This is a genomic window from Streptomyces anthophorae, from assembly GCF_049310305.1.
Classification (GTDB): domain Bacteria; phylum Actinomycetota; class Actinomycetes; order Streptomycetales; family Streptomycetaceae; genus Streptomyces.
The window spans coordinates 3,203,719-3,222,755 of the sequence record NZ_JBLWQQ010000001.1; the positions used below are offsets into that span (position 1 = coordinate 3,203,719).

Annotated in this window: 17 protein-coding genes; 9 read left to right on the forward strand and 8 right to left on the reverse strand. The window is 71.2% G+C overall.

Annotated elements, in window-relative coordinates; all coding sequences use genetic code 11:
* Position 1: 1 nt before the first annotated feature.
* The 3 genes from ACNYS0_RS14195 to ACNYS0_RS14205 all read right to left on the reverse strand — a co-directional run bounded on the left by ACNYS0_RS14195 (position 2) and on the right by ACNYS0_RS14205 (position 2,661).
* Positions 2–1,783, reverse strand: a complete 1,782-nt coding sequence (locus tag ACNYS0_RS14195) for a glycosyltransferase family 2 protein (protein ID WP_422473749.1) — start codon at positions 1,781–1,783, stop codon at positions 2–4.
* Between the two features lie 243 nt (positions 1,784–2,026).
* Positions 2,027–2,320 carry an MTH1187 family thiamine-binding protein gene (locus ACNYS0_RS14200; protein WP_422473751.1) on the reverse strand — a complete coding sequence of 98 codons (294 nt, stop codon included), beginning with the start codon at positions 2,318–2,320 and terminating at the stop codon, positions 2,027–2,029.
* Positions 2,317–2,661, reverse strand: coding sequence for a DUF3817 domain-containing protein (locus ACNYS0_RS14205; RefSeq protein ID WP_422473753.1), 345 nt, complete (start codon positions 2,659–2,661; stop codon positions 2,317–2,319). Before ACNYS0_RS14205 ends, ACNYS0_RS14200 begins: the two co-directional genes overlap by 4 nt.
* Before the next feature lie 130 nt (positions 2,662–2,791).
* Here ACNYS0_RS14205 and ACNYS0_RS14210 point away from each other — a divergent pair, with 130 nt between their 5' ends.
* The 4 genes from ACNYS0_RS14210 (at position 2,792) to ACNYS0_RS14225 (ending at position 5,437) form a co-directional block, all read left to right on the forward strand.
* On the forward strand, positions 2,792–3,430 hold the full coding sequence (locus ACNYS0_RS14210; protein WP_422473755.1) for an AIM24 family protein: 639 nt from the start codon (positions 2,792–2,794) through the stop codon (positions 3,428–3,430).
* On the forward strand, positions 3,430–4,098 hold the full coding sequence (locus ACNYS0_RS14215; protein ID WP_422473756.1) for an AIM24 family protein: 669 nt from the start codon (positions 3,430–3,432) through the stop codon (positions 4,096–4,098). Before ACNYS0_RS14210 ends, ACNYS0_RS14215 begins: the two co-directional genes overlap by 1 nt.
* Complete coding sequence (locus ACNYS0_RS14220; protein ID WP_422409895.1) at positions 4,095–4,865, forward strand: AIM24 family protein; 771 nt, start codon at positions 4,095–4,097, stop codon at positions 4,863–4,865. Before ACNYS0_RS14215 ends, ACNYS0_RS14220 begins: the two co-directional genes overlap by 4 nt.
* A gap of 95 nt (positions 4,866–4,960) precedes the next feature.
* A complete protein-coding gene (locus ACNYS0_RS14225) occupies positions 4,961–5,437 on the forward strand; it encodes a MarR family winged helix-turn-helix transcriptional regulator (protein WP_422409893.1) in 477 nt (158 codons plus the stop codon).
* Between the two features lie 4 nt (positions 5,438–5,441).
* Here ACNYS0_RS14225 and ACNYS0_RS14230 read toward each other — a convergent pair whose 3' ends face one another.
* Positions 5,442–6,872, reverse strand: a complete 1,431-nt coding sequence (locus ACNYS0_RS14230) for a sensor histidine kinase (RefSeq protein ID WP_422473758.1) — start codon at positions 6,870–6,872, stop codon at positions 5,442–5,444.
* On the reverse strand, positions 6,869–7,540 hold the full coding sequence (locus ACNYS0_RS14235; protein ID WP_422473760.1) for a response regulator transcription factor: 672 nt from the start codon (positions 7,538–7,540) through the stop codon (positions 6,869–6,871). The genes ACNYS0_RS14230 and ACNYS0_RS14235 overlap by 4 nt, the downstream gene beginning before the upstream one ends.
* A 133-nt stretch (positions 7,541–7,673) precedes the next feature.
* Between ACNYS0_RS14235 and ACNYS0_RS14240 the strand changes: the two genes are divergently transcribed.
* Positions 7,674–8,321 carry a PepSY domain-containing protein gene (locus tag ACNYS0_RS14240; protein ID WP_422473762.1) on the forward strand — a complete coding sequence of 216 codons (648 nt, stop codon included), beginning with the start codon at positions 7,674–7,676 and terminating at the stop codon, positions 8,319–8,321.
* Here the strand turns inward: ACNYS0_RS14240 and ACNYS0_RS14245 are convergent.
* The 3 genes from ACNYS0_RS14245 to ACNYS0_RS14255 all read right to left on the reverse strand — a co-directional run bounded on the left by ACNYS0_RS14245 (position 8,288) and on the right by ACNYS0_RS14255 (position 11,934).
* Positions 8,288–9,553, reverse strand: coding sequence for an MFS transporter (locus ACNYS0_RS14245; RefSeq protein ID WP_422473764.1), 1,266 nt, complete (start codon positions 9,551–9,553; stop codon positions 8,288–8,290). The two genes, ACNYS0_RS14240 and ACNYS0_RS14245, sit on opposite strands and share 34 nt — an antisense overlap.
* 163 nt (positions 9,554–9,716) lie before the next feature.
* Complete coding sequence (meaB, locus tag ACNYS0_RS14250; RefSeq protein WP_422473766.1) at positions 9,717–10,673, reverse strand: methylmalonyl Co-A mutase-associated GTPase MeaB; 957 nt, start codon at positions 10,671–10,673, stop codon at positions 9,717–9,719.
* Positions 10,674–10,731: 58 nt separating this feature from the next.
* Positions 10,732–11,934: an acetyl-CoA C-acetyltransferase gene (locus tag ACNYS0_RS14255; RefSeq protein WP_385762586.1), complete on the reverse strand. Its 1,203-nt coding sequence runs from the start codon at positions 11,932–11,934 to the stop codon at positions 10,732–10,734.
* 137 nt (positions 11,935–12,071) lie between these two features.
* Here ACNYS0_RS14255 and mce point away from each other — a divergent pair, with 137 nt between their 5' ends.
* The 4 genes from mce to ACNYS0_RS14275 all read left to right on the forward strand — a co-directional run bounded on the left by mce (position 12,072) and on the right by ACNYS0_RS14275 (position 19,036).
* On the forward strand, positions 12,072–12,512 hold the full coding sequence (gene mce / locus ACNYS0_RS14260; protein WP_422473768.1) for a methylmalonyl-CoA epimerase: 441 nt from the start codon (positions 12,072–12,074) through the stop codon (positions 12,510–12,512).
* A gap of 242 nt (positions 12,513–12,754) precedes the next feature.
* Complete coding sequence (scy, locus tag ACNYS0_RS14265; RefSeq protein WP_422473770.1) at positions 12,755–16,741, forward strand: polarized growth protein Scy; 3,987 nt, start codon at positions 12,755–12,757, stop codon at positions 16,739–16,741.
* A 192-nt stretch (positions 16,742–16,933) separates the two neighbouring features.
* Positions 16,934–17,869, forward strand: a complete 936-nt coding sequence (locus tag ACNYS0_RS14270; RefSeq protein WP_399231794.1) for a coiled-coil domain-containing protein — start codon at positions 16,934–16,936, stop codon at positions 17,867–17,869.
* A gap of 105 nt (positions 17,870–17,974) precedes the next feature.
* Entirely contained in the window at positions 17,975–19,036 is a 1,062-nt protein-coding gene (locus ACNYS0_RS14275; RefSeq protein WP_422473772.1) for an ABC transporter ATP-binding protein, read from the forward strand.
* Position 19,037 lies beyond the last annotated feature (1 nt).

Below are 19,037 nucleotides of genomic sequence, written 5' to 3' on the forward strand. Positions count from 1 at the left end.
GTCAGTTCCCTCCTGTGGTCGACGTGCTGGGGGCGGCGGGCTGCACGGCACGGACGCGTTCGATCTCCGCCCTCCTGACGGTGGCCGCCACCGCGGCGGCCGCGGTGGCCTCACGGCGCTGCGAGACGAACCACACGACGGGTGGGGCGAGCGCGATGCACAGGGCGAGGACCGCCCAGGTGCGCATGGCCACGTGGGTGTGGTCGAGGACGACGGACGCCACGAGCGAGGTCGCGAGCACGCCCGCCCAGGCCAGATGGATACGGAAGGTCAGCGGCTGGTCGGCGCTGGCGTCGCCGCCCTTGGGCGTGACGACGAAGCGGCTGGGGCGGCCGAGGAGGGCCGCGCCGAGCGACTTCAGGTAGATGGGCGCGGAGATCGCGGACATGCCCATGCCGGCCAGGCCGCCGGAGCCCTCGGGTTCGTGCGGTGAGACGTTGTGCCGCCGGTTCCAGAGGTAGAGGCCGATCTGGAGGGCGGCGGCGTCGCTGTAGAGCATCAGCCACACGGACGCGGACACCTGGGTGCCGGAGGCGCCGGTCCACAGGAACAGCACGCAGCTCAGCACGCCGAGCAGCCAGTTGACGGCCGTCATCGGGTAGTAGACGAGCATCATCGAGTACGAGAAGAGGCGGCCGGGCGGCATCGTGGCCGGGGCCTTCCAGTACTGCCGGAACAGCGTCTCGTACGTGCCCCGCGACCAGCGCAGCTGCTGGGTGAAGAAGTCCGTCCAGGAGGCGGGGCCCTCGCCGACCGCGAGCACGTCGGGGGTGTAGACGGAGCGCCAGCGCTCGTGGGTGTCCGGGTTGCGGTGGCGGTGGATCTCGAAGCCGGTCGCCATGTCCTCGGTGATCGAGTCGACGAGGCCGCCGATCTGCTTCAGGGCGGAGATCCGTACGACGTTGTTGGTGCCGACGAACATGGGGGCGCGGTAGCGGTTGCCGGCGCGCTGGATCAGCGCGTGGAAGAGGAACTGCTGGGACTCGGCGGCCTTGGTGACCGGGGAGTCGTAATTGCCGTAGACCTGCGGGCCGACGACGAACGCGACGTCGGGGTCGCGGAAGTAGCCGAGCATCCGCTCCAGGAACTCGGGGTGCGGCACGTGGTCGGTGTCGACGGAGGCGAAGAAGTCGTAGTCCGCGCCGTGCGCGGCGAGCCAGGCGTTGTAATTGCCGTGCTTGGTACGGGCCTTGTGGGGGCCCTTCTTCTGGTTCCACTCCGGGATGCCCTTGCGGGTGAAGTGCCGGACGCCGAGCCGGTCGCAGAGCCGCTTGACGTCGGGGTCGTCGCCCTCGTCCAGGAGCCAGATGTCCAGCGGGCCCTCGTGCGTGAGGCGCACGGCGCCCTCGAGGGTGGCCCGCACCATCGGGAGGGGTTCCTTGCCGGGGACGTACGTCGTGAGGAACGCGACGCGGGTGCCGGGCTCGGCGCGGACGGGGACCGGGTCCCTGGCGACCATCGTCGCGTGGGCGATGGAGATGACGTTGACGACCATGAACAGCTCGATGAGCCCGATCGCCACGAGCATCACGATGTCGAGCGAGACCAACCAGCGTTCGCCGCCCTCGCGTTCCACCCAGTGGGTGGGCCACACCAGGTACACGAGGAGCGCCCCGGTGAGCAGGGGCGCGAGCGTCATCAGGAGGACCGCTCGTATTCGGTGCGGCTCGTTCGCCAGCAGCGAGGTGTACTGCACCCGGTAGGCGCCGTCGCCGGGCGGCTCGGTGAGCGGCCCGGCGAGCCTGCTGTAGGTGTCGTAGTCGTAGCCCTCGTCAGGCCGCACAGCGCCCTCCAGGATCTGGTGTTCGACCGTCTCGGTACCCCCACAAAAGGGGACTTTCCCGGGCGTGTCGACCAGAGGGGCGCGTAAGAGTGAGCTAAGGGGAGGGCTACCCCGGTCAGCCGTCGGAGAGTTGCCGCTCCACGGTCTCGACCTTCGACGTCAGACCGTCCGTCACCCCCGGCCGCAAACAGCAGCCGGCCCGGCACCCCCACGGAGGGGCCGGGCCGGAAGCGTGCCAGGCAGCTACTCGGAGAGGTGTCGCTCGACCGTGTCGACCTTCGACGTCAGACCGTCCGTCACCCCCGGGCGGATGTCCGCCTTCATGACGACCGAGACACGAGGCGCACGCGCCTCGACCGCCGCGACGGCGCGCTTGATCACCGCCATCACCTCGTCCCAGTCACCCTCGACGGAGGTGAACATCGCGTCGGTGCGGTTCGGGAGGCCGGACTCGCGGACCACGCGGACCGCGTCGGCGACGTACTCCCCCACGTCCTCGCCGACCCCGAGCGGGGTCACGGAGAAGGCGACGATCATGCGTTCACGACACCTTCCTGGCGGGCGCGGCCCGCGATCACCGCGGCCTCCCCCTCGCGCTTGAGCTTGCGCTCGGCGAAGAAGCCGCCGGTGGGCAGGACCGAGAGGACGAAGTAGAGCGCGGCGGTGCCGAAGCTCCACTTCGTGCGGTTCCAGGCGTCGAGCCAGAAGATCACGTACAGGACGAAGAGGACGCCGTGGATCATGCCCATCACGGGCACCGCGTTGAAGTCCGTCGTCCGCTTCAGGACCGAGCAGAGCAGCAGCAGGAGGAACGAGACGGCCTCGGGGGCGGAGACGAGGCGGAGGCGTCGGAGGGCGGAGGCGGTCTTGAGGTCCACAGGTGCACCTTCGGCTGAGCGGGCGGACGGTCATTGATCTTGTGAATGTACGCACAAGCGTTTTCCCATTGTGGCATCGCGCCGGTGGGGCCCTGTCGGCGGGCTCTCCTTGGCGGCTACCTTCGACCTCGTGGCTACGTTCCGACTTCAGGGCAGCAAGGTGCTCGCCGTCGACATGACAGGCGACAGCGTGAAGGCGAAGAACGGCTCGATGGTCGCCTTTGACGGCCGGATGGCGTTCAAGAAGCTGAGCGGGGGCGGCGAGGGGGTCCGGGGCATGGTGACCCGCCGGATCACCGGTGAGCAGATGACCATGATGGAGGTCAAAGGAGAGGGCACCTGCTGGTTCGCGGACCGGGCGAGCGAGATCAATCTGGTGGGACTGCGGGGCGACAAGCTGTACGTCGAGTCGAGCAACCTGCTCTGCACGGACACCGGCCTGCGCACGGGCACCTCGTTCACCGGCGTACGCGGCGCCTCCCAGGGCAACGGACTGTTCACGACGACCGTCGAGGGCCACGGCCAGGCCGCGATCATGAGCGAGGGCCCGGCCGTCGTGCTCCGCGTCGGCCACGACCACCCACTCACCGTCGACCCCGGCGCGTACATCGCGCACCAGGGGAACCTGCGGCAGTCGTTCCAGTCCGGAGTGACCTTCCGTACGTTCCTCGGAGAGGGCGGCGGCGAGGCCTTCCAGATCCTCTTCGAGGGCGACGGGCTCGTCTACGTACAGCCCAGTGAGCGCAACACGATCGCGGGGGACGTGTGATGACGACGGCGGGATCGGCGGCGTTCCGGGAGATCAATTCGAAGATGGTCGAGGCGACCGTCGTGCCGGGGCAGCGGCTCTACAGCCAGCGCGGCGCGATGCTCGCCTACCAGGGCGACGTCTCCTTCACCCCCAACGTCCAGGGCGGGCAGGGCGGCGTGATGTCCATGATCGGGCGGCGGGTCGCGAACGAGTCGACGCCGCTGATGACCGTCGAGGGCAGCGGCACCGTGCTGTTCGGGCACGGCGGGCACCACGTGCAGGTGATCACGCTGTCCGGCGACACCCTCTATGTGGAGGCGGACCGACTGCTCGCCTTCGACGGGGCGTTGCGGCAGGGAACGATGTTCATGGGCGCGCAGGGCGGCGTCATGGGGATGGTGCGCGGCCAGGTGACCGGACAGGGCCTGTTCACGACCACGTTGCAGGGCCACGGCTCGGTGGCGGTGATGGCGCACGGCGGCGTCATCGAGGTCCCGATCACCCCGGGCAGGCCCGTGCACGTCGACCCGCAGGCGTACGTCGCGCACCACGGCGACGTGCGCAACAAGCTGTCCACGGCGCTCGGCTGGCGGGACATGGTGGGGCGCGGCAGCGGCGAGGCGTTCCAGCTGGAGCTGAGCGGAAGCGGTGCGGTGTACGTCCAGGCGTCGGAGGAAAAGCTGTGACCCCGATCGTGTACGACCCGGCGACACTGCCGGTCGACGACAACGTCAACGCGTACACCTTCTGCGTGGAACTGCGCGGCGGCCAGTGGTTCCTCCAGAAGGGGAAGATGATCGCCCACTACGGGCGGATCGACTTCAACGGCATCGGGCACGGCCGGCTCGACCGGCTCGTGCGCACCTCGTTCCACTCGCCGTTGCACGCGAGCGACTGGGTGGTCGCGGAGGGCAGCGGCAAGATGCTGCTCGCGGACCGGGCCTTCGACGTGAACTCGTACGACCTGGACGAGGGGAATCTGACGATCCGCGCGGGGAATCTGCTCGCTTTTCAGCCAACTCTCGCGCTGAAGCAGTCGATCGTTCCCGGCTTCCTCACACTCATTGGCACCGGCAAATTCGTCGCGGCATCAAACGGTCCGGTTGTGTTCATGGAGCCGCCGATCCGGGTCGATCCGCAGGCGCTGGTCGGCTGGGCCGACTGCCCCTCGCCGTGCCACCACTACGACCACGGATATCTGACGGGTGTGATCGGCGGTCTACGTGCGATGACGGGCATCGGCGGGGTCTCGGGCGAGGAGCACCAGTTCGAGTTCGTGGGCGCCGGGACGGTGCTGCTGCAATCCAGCGAGTCGTTGATGCCGGAACAGCCGGTGGGTGACGTACCTCACCAGGGGGGAGTTCCGGGCGGACCGGGGGCCTCCGCGGGTAATCCTGGAGCACCGCGTCTTCCCGGACAGCTCGGCGACCTCCAGCGTCGCTTCGGGCTGTGAGCGGTAGTCTGCGGAGTGTGACGTCGAACGCGAGTGCGTAATTTGTCACCCCCCACATTCGTTCACCTTTCAACTTCTTAGGTAGAATCGATTCCATGGAGACCGAGACGGCCACCGCGTGGCTGACCGACGAGGAGCAGTGCGCCTGGCGCACCCACCTGGAGGTCAACAGACTGCTCAATTACCAACTGGAGAAGGATCTCCAGCCGTTCGGCCTGACGATGAACGACTACGAGATCCTGGTGAACCTCTCCGAGGCCGAGGACCTCCGGATGCGGATGAGCGACCTCGCGGCCGCGACTTTGCAGTCCAAGAGTCGGCTCTCACATCAGATCACACGCATGGAGAACGCCGGCCTGGTCCGTCGCGAGAACTGCGAGTCGGACCGCCGGGGCCTCTACACCGTGCTCACCGACTACGGCATGGAGACCATGCGGAAGGTCGCCCCGCACCACGTGGCGTCCGTCCGCAGGCACTTCGTGGACCTCATCTCCCCGCAGGAGCTGGGCAACCTGCGCCAGGCCCTCTCCCCCATCGCGGAACACCTGCGTTCGCAACGCGGCAAACCGTGATCCGCTAGGGACCGTCGCCGCCGGCGGGCAGCTCGAGCTCGAAGAGCGCCCCGCCCTCCGGCGCGGAACGCACCGTGAGCGAGCCGCCGTGCCGCTCCGCCACGTCCCGGGCGATGGCGAGGCCGAGACCGGCCCCGCCGCCGTCCCGGGTGCGGGCGTCGTCGAGCCGTACGAACCGCTCGAAGATCCGCTCCCGCTCGTCCTCCGGCACGCCCTGCCCGTCGTCGCAGACCCTCAGCACCACCCGGCCGCCCTCCGCGCGCACCGCCACCCGGACCCCGGCGCGGGCGTGCCGCTGCGCGTTGTCGACGAGGTTGCCGAGGACCCGCGCCAACTGGCCCCGGGAGCCGCTGACCTGCGGCACCGCGGTCACGTCCACGGCCACGGGGACCCGGTCGCCGGTGCGCTGGGACAGCTCCTCGCGCACCAGGGCGGCGAGGTCGACCCCGGCGCCGCCGGGCTTCTCCCCCGCGTCGAGCCGGGCAAGCAGCAACAGATCCGCGGCCAGCTCCTGCAACCGCACCGTGTCCTCGACGGCTCCGTCCACATCGAGCAGCTCCGGGTGCGCCGCGCCGACCTCCAGCTGGGTGCGCAGCGAGGCGATCGGGCTGCGCAGCTCGTGCGAGGCGTCGGCGACGAAGCGGCGCTGGCGCTCCACCGAGGATTCCAGGGCGGCGAGCGTCTCGTTCGTGGTGCCGGCGAGCCGGGCCACCTCGTCGTGGGTGTCCGGTTCCGGCACCCGCCTGCCCAGGTCCTGCGAGGCCGTGATCGCGGCCATCTCGGCGCGGATGCCCTCCACGGGCCGCAGCGCGCGCCGGGTCACCAGGTACGTCACCCCGCCCACGATGACGAGCAGCACGGGGAAGCCGATCAGCATGGAGGTCAACGCCGTGCCGACCGCGCTCTGTTCGGCCTCCAGCGAGCCGCCCGCGTACACGGTGAGATCCCCGTACGCGGTGTCCTCGACCTCGACCGCGGCGAACCGGTAGTCGGCGCTGTCGCCGTCGATGGTGGCGCTGCCGTCGGTGTGGTCGGTGTGGTCGGAGACGCTGCCGTTCTGCTTGCCGTCGTCTCCCCCGTCGTCGTCGCCGTCGTCGTCGGGGCGCGCCGCGACGGGCTTGACGCCGCTCGCGCCGGTGCCGGAGATCTTCTCCAGGTCCTCGGACGTGGCCAGCACCCTGCCGTCGTCGTCGACGACCTGGACCGGGTCCTCGTCGTCCAGGTCGAGCGCGTCGGGCGCGGTGCCGGTGGCCAGGGAGGTGGCGACGCGGCGGGCCGTGGAGTCGGCGTCGCCGCCCGCCCGGTCGGTGAGGTTGCCGCGCAGCGAGAGCAGCACGGTGGCACCGGCCGCGACCAGGGCGACCGCGACGACGAGGGTGGCGGCGAGGGCGGCGCGGGCCCGTACGGAGCTGAAGGGCCTCCTGAGCCTGCTCATCGCGGCGCCTCCAACCGGTATCCGGCGCCACGCACCGTGCGGATCAGGGAGGGGCCGAGCTTGCGCCGCAGCGCGCTCACGTACACCTCGACGATGTTGGGGTCGCCCTCGTACGCGAAGTCCCACACGTGGTCGAGGATCTCGCCCTTGGACACCACCTCGCCCGCCCGCGTCACGAGCTGCTCCAGGACCGCGAACTCCTTTGTGGTGAGCGCGACTTCACCGTCCTCGGCGTGCGTGACGCGGCGCGCGGCGGTGTCGACGGCGTAGGGCCCGACGGTGTGCACCGGGCTGGCGCTCTGACTGCTGCTGCGGCGCCGCAGCAGCGCCTTCACGCGCGCGACCAGCACCACGTAGGAGAACGGCTTGGTCAGGTAGTCGTCGGCGCCGGTGTCGAGCCCCTCGGCCTCGTCGTACTCGCCGTCCTTCGCGGTCAGCATCAGGATCGGCACGTCGTTGCCCGCGGCGCGCAGGGCGGCGCAGACCCGGTAGCCGTTCATGCCCGGCAGCATGATGTCGAGGACGACGAGGTCGTACGGCACCTCGCTCGCCTGGTGCAGGCCCTCCAGGCCGTCGTGGACCACGTCGACGGCGTAGCCCTCGGCGGTGAGGCCCTTGGCGAGGGACAGGGCGAGTCGCTTCTCGTCCTCGACGATCAACAGGCGCATGGGAGCAAGGGTCGCAGGTCGAACCTGAAGAACCCTGAAGGAAGCTGAAGAACCCTTCAGGTGCCTTCAGCGGGGCTTCAGGGTCGGCCGGGCAGTGTGTTTCCCGTCGGAACCCCACCACGGGAGGAACCCCATGAAGCGCCGTACCACTGTCATCTCCGCCATCGCCGTCGTCGCCCTGCTGGGCGGGGGCACGGCCACCGCGGTCGCGGTCTCCGGCGACGACGGTGCCGGTTCGTCTTCGTCGAACTCGGCACGGCAGTCGTCCGTGCAGGTCAAGGACGACGACGGCGTCAGCGACAACCAGGAGGAGGCGAACGAGGCCAAGGGGGCGAAGGTGTCCGCCGAGGACGCGATCGCCGCCGCCCTGAAGCACACGCCCGGCACGGCCGTCGGCGCCGACCTCGACTCCGACGACGGGCGCCTGGTGTGGGAGGTCGACGTGATCGGCTCCGGCGACAAGTGGCAGCACGTCGACGTCGACCCCGGCAACGGCAAGGTGCTCGGCTCCCACACCGAGCGCGACGACGACGGCGACGACAGCGCGGCCCGCGTCGCGGCGACCCTGAAGGACGCGTCGACGTCGGCGGAGGACGCCGCCAGGGCCGCGGCCTCGAAGGGCACGGTCACCTCGGTGGACGCCGACGACGACGGCTCGGTGAAGGTCTGGGAGGTCGAGACGACGTCCTCGAACGGCACGGAGCACGACTGGCATGTCGACTTCAAGACGGGCGCGGTGACCGTTGATCACGCGTCGGACGACGACGGCGACGACGACTGACGTTCACCCGGCACCGGGGCGTGGGCCACGGGGCTCCGCCCCGGGCCCCGTCGGCTCTCGTCCAAGTGCGGGGCTTTGAGTGGGAGCGCCACGAGCAGCGGAGCCACCGCCGCCACCGCGAAACACACCGGCAGCGGTACCTGCCCCACCAGGAGCCCGATGCCCGCCGTCCCTGCCGAACAGCCCGCGTTCAGGGACGTGTTGACCCACGCCCCGGCCTGCGTACGGAATCCGGCGTCCACCGACTCGTCCGCGAGCAGGTACGCCGTGGTCAGGGCCGGCGCGACGAAGAGGCCGACGCACGCCGCCGCCACCGCGAGCGCGCCGAGCCCCGGCGCGAGCGCCGCTCCTCCCAGCGCCGCCGCGAGCCCGGCCGCCAGAACCGCGAGCCGGGTTCGCGCGGGCGCACGCCAGTCCACGGCCCCGTTCACGAGCCCGCCCACCGCGCTGCCGGCGGAGAGCGCGGCCAGGATCCACGCGGCCGCCCCGCCCCGCCCCCGCTCCTCGGCGAACGCGAGGACCAGCAGATCGGCCGCCCCGAGCGCGACACCGACGCCGAGGGTCACGACCACGGGCTGCCGCAGCCGGCGGGCGAGCTTCCCCCGGGCCGCACGAGGCCGCCCGGCCGCCCGCGGCACCGCGGCCACCCCCGCCACCGCGGGCGAGGCGACGAAGGCCAGCGTTCCGACGGCCACGAGCCCGGCGCTCAGGGCGACGCCGAAGGCGGCGGGCGCCCACAGCACAAGGACGCCCACCAGCAACGGACCGCACACGAGCAGCAGTTCCTCGGCGACCCCGTCGAGGCTGTACGCCCGCTGCAACAGCCGCCGGTCGTCCGCCAGCATCCGCCCCCACACCACGCGCATCGTGGGCCCGAGCGGCGGCGTCAGCGCCCCGGTCGGCAGGGCGAGGGCCACGAGCAGCGGCCCCGACGCCCCCGGCCGCCAGGCAACCACGGCGAAGAGCGCGAGCAGCGCCGCGTAGGACAGCGCCATCGGGGGCAGCGCGCGGCGCGGCCCGTACCGGTCGATGAACAGGGCGCGCAGCGGCGACAGGAGCACGCTGGCGGCGCCGTACAGCGCCATGACGGCGCCCGCGACGGCGTACGAGCCGGTGGCGGCGGTCACGGCGAGCATCAGGGAGAGGGCGACGGTCCCGTACGAGAGGCGCCCGAGCAGGGCCGCACCAAAGGTGCGCAGGGCGTACGGGGTCCGCAGCACGGCGGCGTACATGATGGATTTCCTCCGGAGCGAGCATGCGGGGAGAACTCAACGGGGCGTGAAAGCACCGGAGTTCTCTACGCACGGAGGAATGACATGGCCGCACCCTAACAGCGGGCGGAGGGGAAGAACAGAGCGCGGAACCCCGGCCGGAGCGTCCGGCCGGGCTCGCCGCTCAGGCCCCGGTGAGGCCCTCCACCAGCTGGTCCGCGGCCCGGTACGGGTCGAGGTCGCCCGAGACGATGCGCTCGGCCAGCGCGCCGAGGCGCCGGTCCCCCGAAAGGTCGCCGATCCGCTCGCGCAGCGCCGTCACCGCGATCGTCTCGACCTCACGGGCCGCCCGCGCCGCGCGGCGCTCGGAGAGCACGCCGCGCTCCTCCATCCACGCCCGGTGCTTCTCCAGCGCCTCGACGACCTCGTCGATGCCCTCGCCGCGCGCGGCGACCGTCTTCACGATCGGGGGGCGCCAGTCGCCGGGGGCGCGGGACTCGCCGAGACCCAGCATGTGGTTCAGCTCGCGGGCCGTGGAGTCGGCCCCGTCCCGGTCGGCCTTGTTGACCACGTACACGTCGCCGATCTCCAGGATTCCGGCCTTGGCCGCCTGGATCCCGTCACCCATGCCGGGCGCGAGGAGCACCACCGACGTGTCCGCCTGCGAGGCGATCTCGACCTCGGACTGCCCGACGCCGACCGTCTCGACCAGGATCACGTCGCAGCCGGCGGCGTCGAGCACCCGGATCGCCTGCGGCGCGGCCCATGCGAGGCCGCCCAGGTGTCCGCGCGTGGCCATCGAGCGGATGTAGACGCCGGGGTCGGACGCGTGCTCCGACATCCGGACCCGGTCGCCGAGGAGCGCGCCGCCGCTGAACGGCGACGACGGGTCGACGGCGAGCACGCCGACCCGCTTCCCGGCCCGCCGGTACGCGCTCACGAGCGCCGACGTGGAGGTCGACTTGCCGACACCGGGCGAACCGGTGAGGCCGACCACGTACGCGTTCCCGGTCAGCGGGGCCAGCGCGGCCATGACGTCGCGCAGCTGCGGGGACGCCCCCTCCACCAGCGAGATCAGCCGGGCCACGGCACGCGGCCTGCCCTCCCTCGCCTGCGCGACCAACGTGGGGACGTCCTGCATCACAGCTCCGTTCGCCAGTTCCCGTACACGTACGAAAAGAGTTCCGCCATCGAGGGCGTTACGCCTTGGGTACCCGCACCACCAGCGCGTCACCCTGACCGCCGCCACCGCACAGGGCGGCCGCGCCGACACCGCCGCCGCGGCGCTTCAGCTCCAGGGCGAGGTGCAGCACGATGCGCGCGCCGGACATCCCGATCGGGTGACCGAGCGCGATGGCCCCGCCGTTGACATTCACCTTTTCCGAGGACACACCGAGGTCCTTCATTGACTGCACGGCGACCGCAGCGAAGGCCTCGTTGATCTCGATGAGGTCGAGGTCCTCGGCGGCGATGCCCTCCTTCTTGAGGGCGTGCTGGATGGCGTTCGACGGCTGCGACTGCAACGAGTTGTCCGGGCCCGCGACGTTGCCGTGCGCGCCGATCTCGGCGATCCACTCCAGGCCCAGCTCCTGCGCCTTCGCCTTGCTCATGACGACGACCGCGGCGGCGCCGTCCGAGATCTGCGAGGAGGTGCCGGCGGTGATCGTGCCGTCCTTGGCGAAGGCCGGGCGCAGCTTGCCGAGCGACTCCGCGGTGGTCTCCGCGCGGATGCCCTCGTCCTTGCTGAAGACGACCGGCTCACCCTTGCGCTGCGGGATCTCGACGGGCGTGATCTCGGCCTCGAAGATGCCGTTCTTCTGCGCGGCGGCGGCCCGCTGGTGCGACAGGGCGGCCACCTCGTCCTGCTCCGGGCGGGCGATGCCGAGGCGGGTGTTGTGCTTCTCCGTCGAGGCGCCCATCGGGATGTTCTCGAAGGCGTCGGTGAGGCCGTCGTGCGCCATCGCGTCGAGCATCTCGACGGCGCCGTACTTGTAGCCCTCACGGGACTTCGGGAGCAGGTGCGGAGCGTTCGTCATGGACTCCTGGCCACCGGCCACGACCACGTCGAATTCGCCGGCGCGAACGAGCTGGTCGGCGAGCGCGATGGCGTCGAGCCCGGACAGACACACCTTGTTGATCGTGAGCGCCGGGACGTTCATCGGAATGCCCGCCTTGACCGCGGCCTGGCGCGCCGGGATCTGCCCCGCCCCGGCCTGGAGCACCTGGCCCATGATCACGTACTGAACCTGGTCGCCACCGATTCCCGCACGGTCGAGGGCGGCCTTGATCGCGAAGCCGCCCAGGTCGGCTCCGGAGAAGGACTTGAGCGAGCCGAGCAGACGGCCCATGGGCGTCCGCGCGCCCGCGACGATCACTGACGTGGTACCGGTCGTTCCTGACATGAGGCACGGCCCCTTGGAGGTGAGGAGTGAACGAGGGTTTACTCGAATGTACTGACCGGTATGGCGCACGTCATCGCCACAGGAGTGTGATCGCGCGCACGTTGCGTAACCACCTCGAACCGCGCTGCACTTACAGCATGCTGACGCGAATCGACCACATCGGGATCGCCTGCTTCGACCTCGACAAGACCGTCGAGTTCTACCGGGCCACGTACGGCTTCGAGGTGTACCACTCCGAGGTCAACGAGGAGCAGGGCGTGCGCGAGGCCATGCTCAAGGTCAACGAGACGAGCGACGGGGGCGCGACCTACCTCCAGCTGCTCGAACCCACCCGCGAGGACTCCGCCGTCGGCAAGTGGCTGGCCAAGAACGGCGAGGGTGTGCACCACATCGCCTTCGGCACGGCCGACGTCGACGCGGACGCCGCGGACATCAGGAACAAGGGGGTCCGTGTCCTCTACGACGAGCCGCGCCGGGGCTCGATGGACTCCCGCATCACGTTCCTGCACCCCAAGGACTGCCACGGCGTACTGACCGAACTCGTCACCGCCGCACCGAAGGACTCGGCGGAGCACTGACCTCCACATAGCCGTGCCGGTAGGGTTGTGGGGCGGCTGCCGTCACCAACGGCCGGTCGTGGGCCGGGGTCCGGGTATCGGGGGACGAGGGTCGGGGCACGTCGGGAACGAACGGCATCAGCCGGAACGGTCCGACGGCACCGGCGAATTCGATCTGACACCATTCCCCGGGGGCCCCGTTCGCGTGAATGAGCGGGGCTCGTAAGAAGAACTTGCGACCAGGGGACGGATGGGACCGCGCAGTGCGGGGCTATGAGAGCCAGGACGGCCGACGGCCGGCTGAGACCGACCATCTCTCGCGGTTCGAAGCCGAGATGGACCGGCTGAAGACCGATCGGGAGAAGGCCGTCCAGCACGCCGAGGACCTCGGCTACCAGGTGGAGGTGTTGCGCGCCAAGCTGCACGAGGCGCGCCGCAGCCTCGCGTCCCGGCCTGCCTACGACGGGTCGGACATCGGCTACCAGGCCGAGCAGCTCCTGCGGAACGCGCAGATCCAGGCCGACCAGCTGCGCGCCGACGCCGAGCGCGAGCTTCGCGATGCCCGCGCGCAGACCCAGCGGATCCTTCAGGAGCACGCCGAGCAGCAGTCCCGGCTCCAGTCCGAGCTGCACACGGAGGCGGTCAACCGCCGCCAGCAGCTCGACCAGGAGCTCGCCGAGCGCCGCCGCACGGTCGAGACGCACGTCAACGAGAACGTGCAGTGGGCCGAGCAGCTGCGCGCCCGCACCGAGCAGCAGGCCCGCCGCCTCCTCGACGAGTCGCGCGCCGAGGCCGACCAGGCGCTCGCCGCCGCCCGCGCGGAGGCCGAGCGGGTCGCCGAGCAGGCCCGCCAGCGCCTCACCTCGGAGGCCGAGGACGCGCGCGCCGAGGCGCAGTCGATCCTGGCCCGCGCCCGGCAGGACGCCGAGCGCCTGCTGAACGCCGCGTCGACGCAGGCCCAGGAGGCCACCGACCACGCCGAGCAGCTGCGGACGTCGACGAGCGAGGAGTCCGAGCAGGCCCGCCGCCGGTCCGGCGAGCTGAACCGCGCCGCCGAGCAGAAGATCGCCGAGGCGGACAGCGCGCTGCGCGAGGCCCGCGCCGAGGCCGACAAGGTGCTCGCGGAGGCGAAGGAAGCCGCGGGCAAGCAGCTCGCGAGCGCCGAGGCGGCCAACGAGCAGCGCACCCGTACCGCGAAGGAGCAGGTGGCCCGCCTCGTCCAGGAGGCCACCAAGGACGCGGAGACGACGAAGTCGGAGGCCGAGCAGGTCATCGCCGACGCCAAGGCCGAGGCCGAGAAGCTGATCGCCGAGGCCAAGGAGAAGGCCCGTACGGTCACCGCCGAGGAGACCGCCGGCGAGCTCGCGAAGGCCGCGCGCACCGCGGAGGACGTGCTCAACAAGGCGTCCGAGGAAGCCAAGGCGACGACGAAGGCCGCGGCCGACGAGGCCGAGCGGCTGCGCGCCGACGCCGAGGCCGAGGCGGACCGGCTGCGCGCCGAGGCGCACGACCTGGCCACCGAGCTCAAGGGCGCGGCCAAGGACGACACCAAGGAGTACCGCGCCAAGACCGTCGAGCTCCAGGAGGAGGCGCGGCGGCTTCGTGGCGAGGCCGAGCAGCTGCGGGCCGAGGCCGTCGAGGAGGGCGAGCGGATCCGGGCCGAGGCCCGCCGCGAGGCCGTCCAGCAGATCGAGGAGTCGGCCAGCACCGCCGAACAGCTCCTCTCCAAGGCGAAGGCGGACGCGGACGAACTGCGCACCGCCGCGACGACGGAGAGCGAGCGCGTCCGCACGGAGGCCATCGAGCGGGCCACGTCGCTGCGCAAGCAGGCCGAGGAGACCCTGGAGCGCACGCGCGCGGAGGCCGAGCGGTACCGCACCGAGGCCGAGGAGCAGGCCGAGGCCACCAGGGCCGAGGCGGAGCGCGCGGCGCAGGCGCTCAAGGACGAGGCCGAGCGGGCGATGCAGGCCAAGCAGGAGGAGGCGGCCCGCGAGCTGACCCGCCTGCACACGGAGGCCGAGGAGCGCCTCACCGCCGCGGAGACGGCGCTGAACGAGGCGCGGGAGCAGGGCGAGACGCTGCGCCGCGAGGCCGCCGACGAGGTGGAGCGACTGCGTGCGGACGCCGCCGAGCGCGCCCGCACGGTGCAGGCGCAGGCCGAGGCGGAGGCCGAGCGCCTTCGCACGGAGGCCGCGGCCGACGCCTCGACGACCCGCTCCGAGGCCGAGAACGCCGCCGTGCGCCTGACCTCCGAGGCGTCCGCGGAGGCCGAGCGGCTCAAGACGGAGGCGCAGGAGTCCGCCGACCGGATGCGCGCCGAGGCGCAGACCGCCGCCGAGCGGATCGCCGCCGAGGCCGCGGAGACGCTGGCCGCGGCCCAGGAGGAGGCGGCCCGGCGCCGCCGCGAGGCCGAGGAGACGCTCGGCAGCGCGCGCGAGGAGGCCGAGCAGGAGCGCGAGCGGGCCCGCGAGCAGAGCGAGGAACTGCTCGCCGTGGCACGCGCGCGTGTCGAGGAGGCGCAGACCGAGGCCGTACGTCTGGTCGAGGAGGCGGACCAGCGGGCGACCGAGATGGTCTCCACCGCCGAGCAGACGGCGCAGCAGGTGCGCGACTCCGTGGCCGGGCTTCACGAGCAGGCCCAGGAGGAGATCACCGGCCTGCGCAGTGCCGCCGAGCACGCGGCGGAGCGCACGAGGACGGAGGCGCAGGAGGAGGCCGACCGGGTCCGCTCCGACGCCTACGCGGAGCGCGAGCGCGCCACCGAGGACGCGAACCGGGTCCGTTCCGAGGCCACCGCCGAGGCCGAGGCCGCGAAGGCGATGGCGGAGCGCACCGTCTCCGAGGCCTTCACCGAGGCCGAGCGGCTGCGCACGGACGCCTCTGAGCACGCCCAGCAGGTCCGCACGGAGGCCTCCGACCTGCGCACGGCCGCCGACCAGGACGCCTCGCGCACCCGCGCCGACGCCCGCGAGGACGCCAACCGGATCCGCTCCGACGCGGCCGAGCAGGCCGACACGCTGATCACCGAGGCGACCGCCGAGGCCGAGCGCCTGACGACCGAGACCAACACGGAGGCGGAGCGGGTCCGCTCCGAGTCCACGGCGAAGGCCGAGAAGCTCGTCGGTGACGCGACCGCCGAGGCCGAGCGGCTGCGCGCCGAATCGACGGCCGCCGCCGAGCAGTTGACCAACGAGACGCGGGCCGAGGCCGAGCGGGTCCGTTCCGAGTCCGTCGCCAAGGCCGAGAAGCTGATCTCGGACGCTTCCGGCGACGCGGAGCGGCTGCGCGCCGAGGCCGCCGAGACGGTCGCGTCCGCGCAGCAGCACGCCGAGCGGATCCGTACCGAGGCCGAGCGCGTCAAGGCGGAGGCCGCGGCCGAGGCGGACCGCATCACGGCCGCCGCGCGCGAGGAGGCCGAGCGCACGCTCGACGAGGCCCGCAAGGACGCCAACAAGCGGCGTACGGAGGCCGCGGAGCAGGTCGACAAGCTGATCACGGAGTCCGCGACCGAGGCCGACAAGCTGACCCGCGAGGCGCAGGAGTCGGCGCAGAAGACGACCGCCGACGCGGAGTCGCAGGCCGACACGATGGTCGGCGCGGCCCGCACGGAGGCCGAGCGCCTCATCTCGGAATCCACGGTCGAGGGCAACTCGATCGTGGAGAAGGCCCGCACGGACGCGGACGAGCTGCTCGTCGGCGCCCGCAGGGACGCGACGCAGATCAGGGAGCGCGCCGAGGAGCTGCGCGACCGGATCACGGCCGAGATCGAGGAGCTGCACGAGCGCGCGCGCCGCGAGTCGGCGGAGGCCATGAAGAGCGCGGGCGAGCGCTGCGACGCCCTGGTCAAGGCCGCGGAGGAGCAGCTCTCCGAGGCGCAGGCCAAGGCCAAGGAGGTCCTGAACGACGCGGATTCGGAGGCCGGCAAGGTCCGGATCGCCGCCGTGAAGAAGGCCGAGGGTCTCCTCAAGGAGGCCGAGCAGAAGAAGTCCGAGCTGTCCCGCGAGGCCGAGAAGATCAAGGCGGACGCGGAGCAGGAGGCCACCGCCATGATCGAGAAGGGTCAGCGGGACCTCGACGTGCTGGTCAGGCGCCGCGAGGACATCAATGCCGAGATCTCCCGTGTCCAGGACGTGCTGGAGGCGTTGGAGAGTTTTGAGGCTCCGTCCGGCGGGGGTAACAAGGACAGTGGCGTCAAGGCGGGGGCCGCAGCGGGAGCCACACGTTCGAGTGGCAAGGGCTCGGAGGGCTAGCCTTTAGGTCAACTACCGTGCTCGCCAAGGACGTTTGGCCCTGTTATGGCAAGCACTCCGTCCCTACGCCACTCAAAAGGGGGGTCATTCTAGAGCTGAAGGCTGATCAATCCGACATCTGCCCGATGACACGCCGCTGCGCCCCCTAGGATTCCCACTATCACCTCACCGGTCTCATTCGACAGGAACCCCATGAGCGACACTTCCCCCTACGGCTTCGAGCTTGTGCGGCGTGGGTACGACCGCGCTCAGGTGGACGAACGGATCTCCAAGCTCGTCTCCGACCGTGACAGCGCTCTTGCCCGTATCACTGCTCTGGAAAAGCGCATCGAGGAACTCCACCTCGAGACGCAGAACGCCCAGGCTCAGGTGAACGACGCGGAGCCGTCGTACGCCGGACTCGGCGCTCGCGTCGAGAAGATCCTCCGCCTCGCCGAGGAGGAGGCCAAGGACCTGCGCGAAGAGGCCCGCAGGGCGGCCGAGCAGCACCGGGAGCTCGCCGAGTCCGCGGCCCAGCAGGTACGCAACGACGCGGAGTCTTTCGCCGCCGAGCGCAAGTCCAAGGCCGAGGACGAGGGCGTTCGGATCGTCGAGAAGGCCAAGGGCGAGGCCACCGCGCTGCGCACCGAGGCGCAGAAGGACGCGCAGTCCAAGCGCGAGGAGGCGGACGCCCTCTTCGAGGAGACGCGCGCCAAGGCCGCCCAGGCCGCCGCCGACTTCGAGACGAATCTGGCCAAGCGCCGCGAGCAGTCGGAGCGCGACCTGGCCTCGCGTCAGGCCAAGGCCGAGAAGCGCCTCGCCGAGATCGAGCACCGCGCCGAGCAGCTCCGCCTGGAGGCCGAGAAGCTCCGCACGGACGCCGAGCGCCGCGCCCGCCAGACGGTGGAGACGGCCCAGCGCCAGGCCGAGGACATCGTCGCGGACGCGAACGCCAAGGCGGACCGTATCCGCAGCGAATCCGAGCGCGAGCTGGCGGCTCTCACCAACCGCCGCGACTCGATCAACGCGCAGCTCACGAACGTCCGCGAGATGCTGGCCACCCTCACCGGTGCGGCGGTCGCTGCCGCTGGGGCCCCGGCGGAGGACGAGCCGGTCTCCCGGGGAGTTCCGGCTCAGCAGTCCCGATAATTCAAGCCCCGCCGGCGATTGAGGCGCGGGGGCTTGAAGGGCCACACGCAAGCCCCCGGTCACACACAAGTGGCCGGGGGCTTTGTCACGTTTTAGCGTGGCCGCATGATCGAGCTCTCGGGGCTGACCAAGCGCTACGGCGAGAAGACGGCCGTGGACGACCTCACCTTCTCCGTCCGGCCAGGAATCGTCACCGGCTTCCTCGGCCCGAACGGCGCGGGCAAGTCCACCACGATGCGGATGATGCTCGGCCTCGACAACCCGACGGCCGGCGACGTCCGGATCGACGGGAAGCACTACGCCCAGCTGAAGGACCCACTGCGCTACATCGGCGCGCTGCTCGACGCGAAGGCGATGCACGGCGGCCGCAACGCCTACAACCACCTCCTGTGCCTGGCGCAGTCCAACGGCATCCCCAAGAAGCGCGTGCACGAGGTGCTCGACACGGTCGGTCTCACGGCGGTGGCCCGCAAGAAGGCGAAGGGTTTCTCGCTCGGCATGGGCCAGCGCCTCGGCATCGCGGGCGCACTGCTCGGCGACCCGCAGATCCTGATGTTCGACGAGCCGGTCAACGGGCTCGACCCCGAGGGCATCCACTGGATCCGCAACCTGATGAAATCCCTCGCGGCCGCGGGCCGTACGGTCTTCGTCTCCTCCCACCTGATGAGCGAAATGGCGCTCACCGCCGACCACCTGGTGGTCATCGGGCAGGGACGCCTCCTTGCCGACATGTCGATGCCGGACTTCATCCGGCAGAACTCGCGCTCGTACGTCCGGCTGCGCTCCCCGGAGCGCGAGCGCCTGCTCGACGTCCTGCACCGGTCCGGCATCACGGTCGTGGAGTCCGGCGGCGCCCTCGAGGTGGACGGCCACACCGCCGAGGAGCTCGGTGAACTCGCGGCGCGGAACCAGCTCGTCCTGCACGAGCTGAGCCCGCAGCAGGCCTCCCTCGAAGAGGCGTTCATGCAGCTGACGGCGGAGTCGGTGGAGTACCACGCGCACACGGACGCCCCGGAGCGGCAGAACCCGCAATACCCCCAGAACCCCCAGGCCCTCCAGGCCCCGCAGAACCCTCAGGCCTCACAGAACCCACAGCAGTCGGGCTGGGGTTCGAGTTGGAACCAAGCGAACCAGGCAGATCAAGCGAACCGAGAGAAGGGCGCCTGAG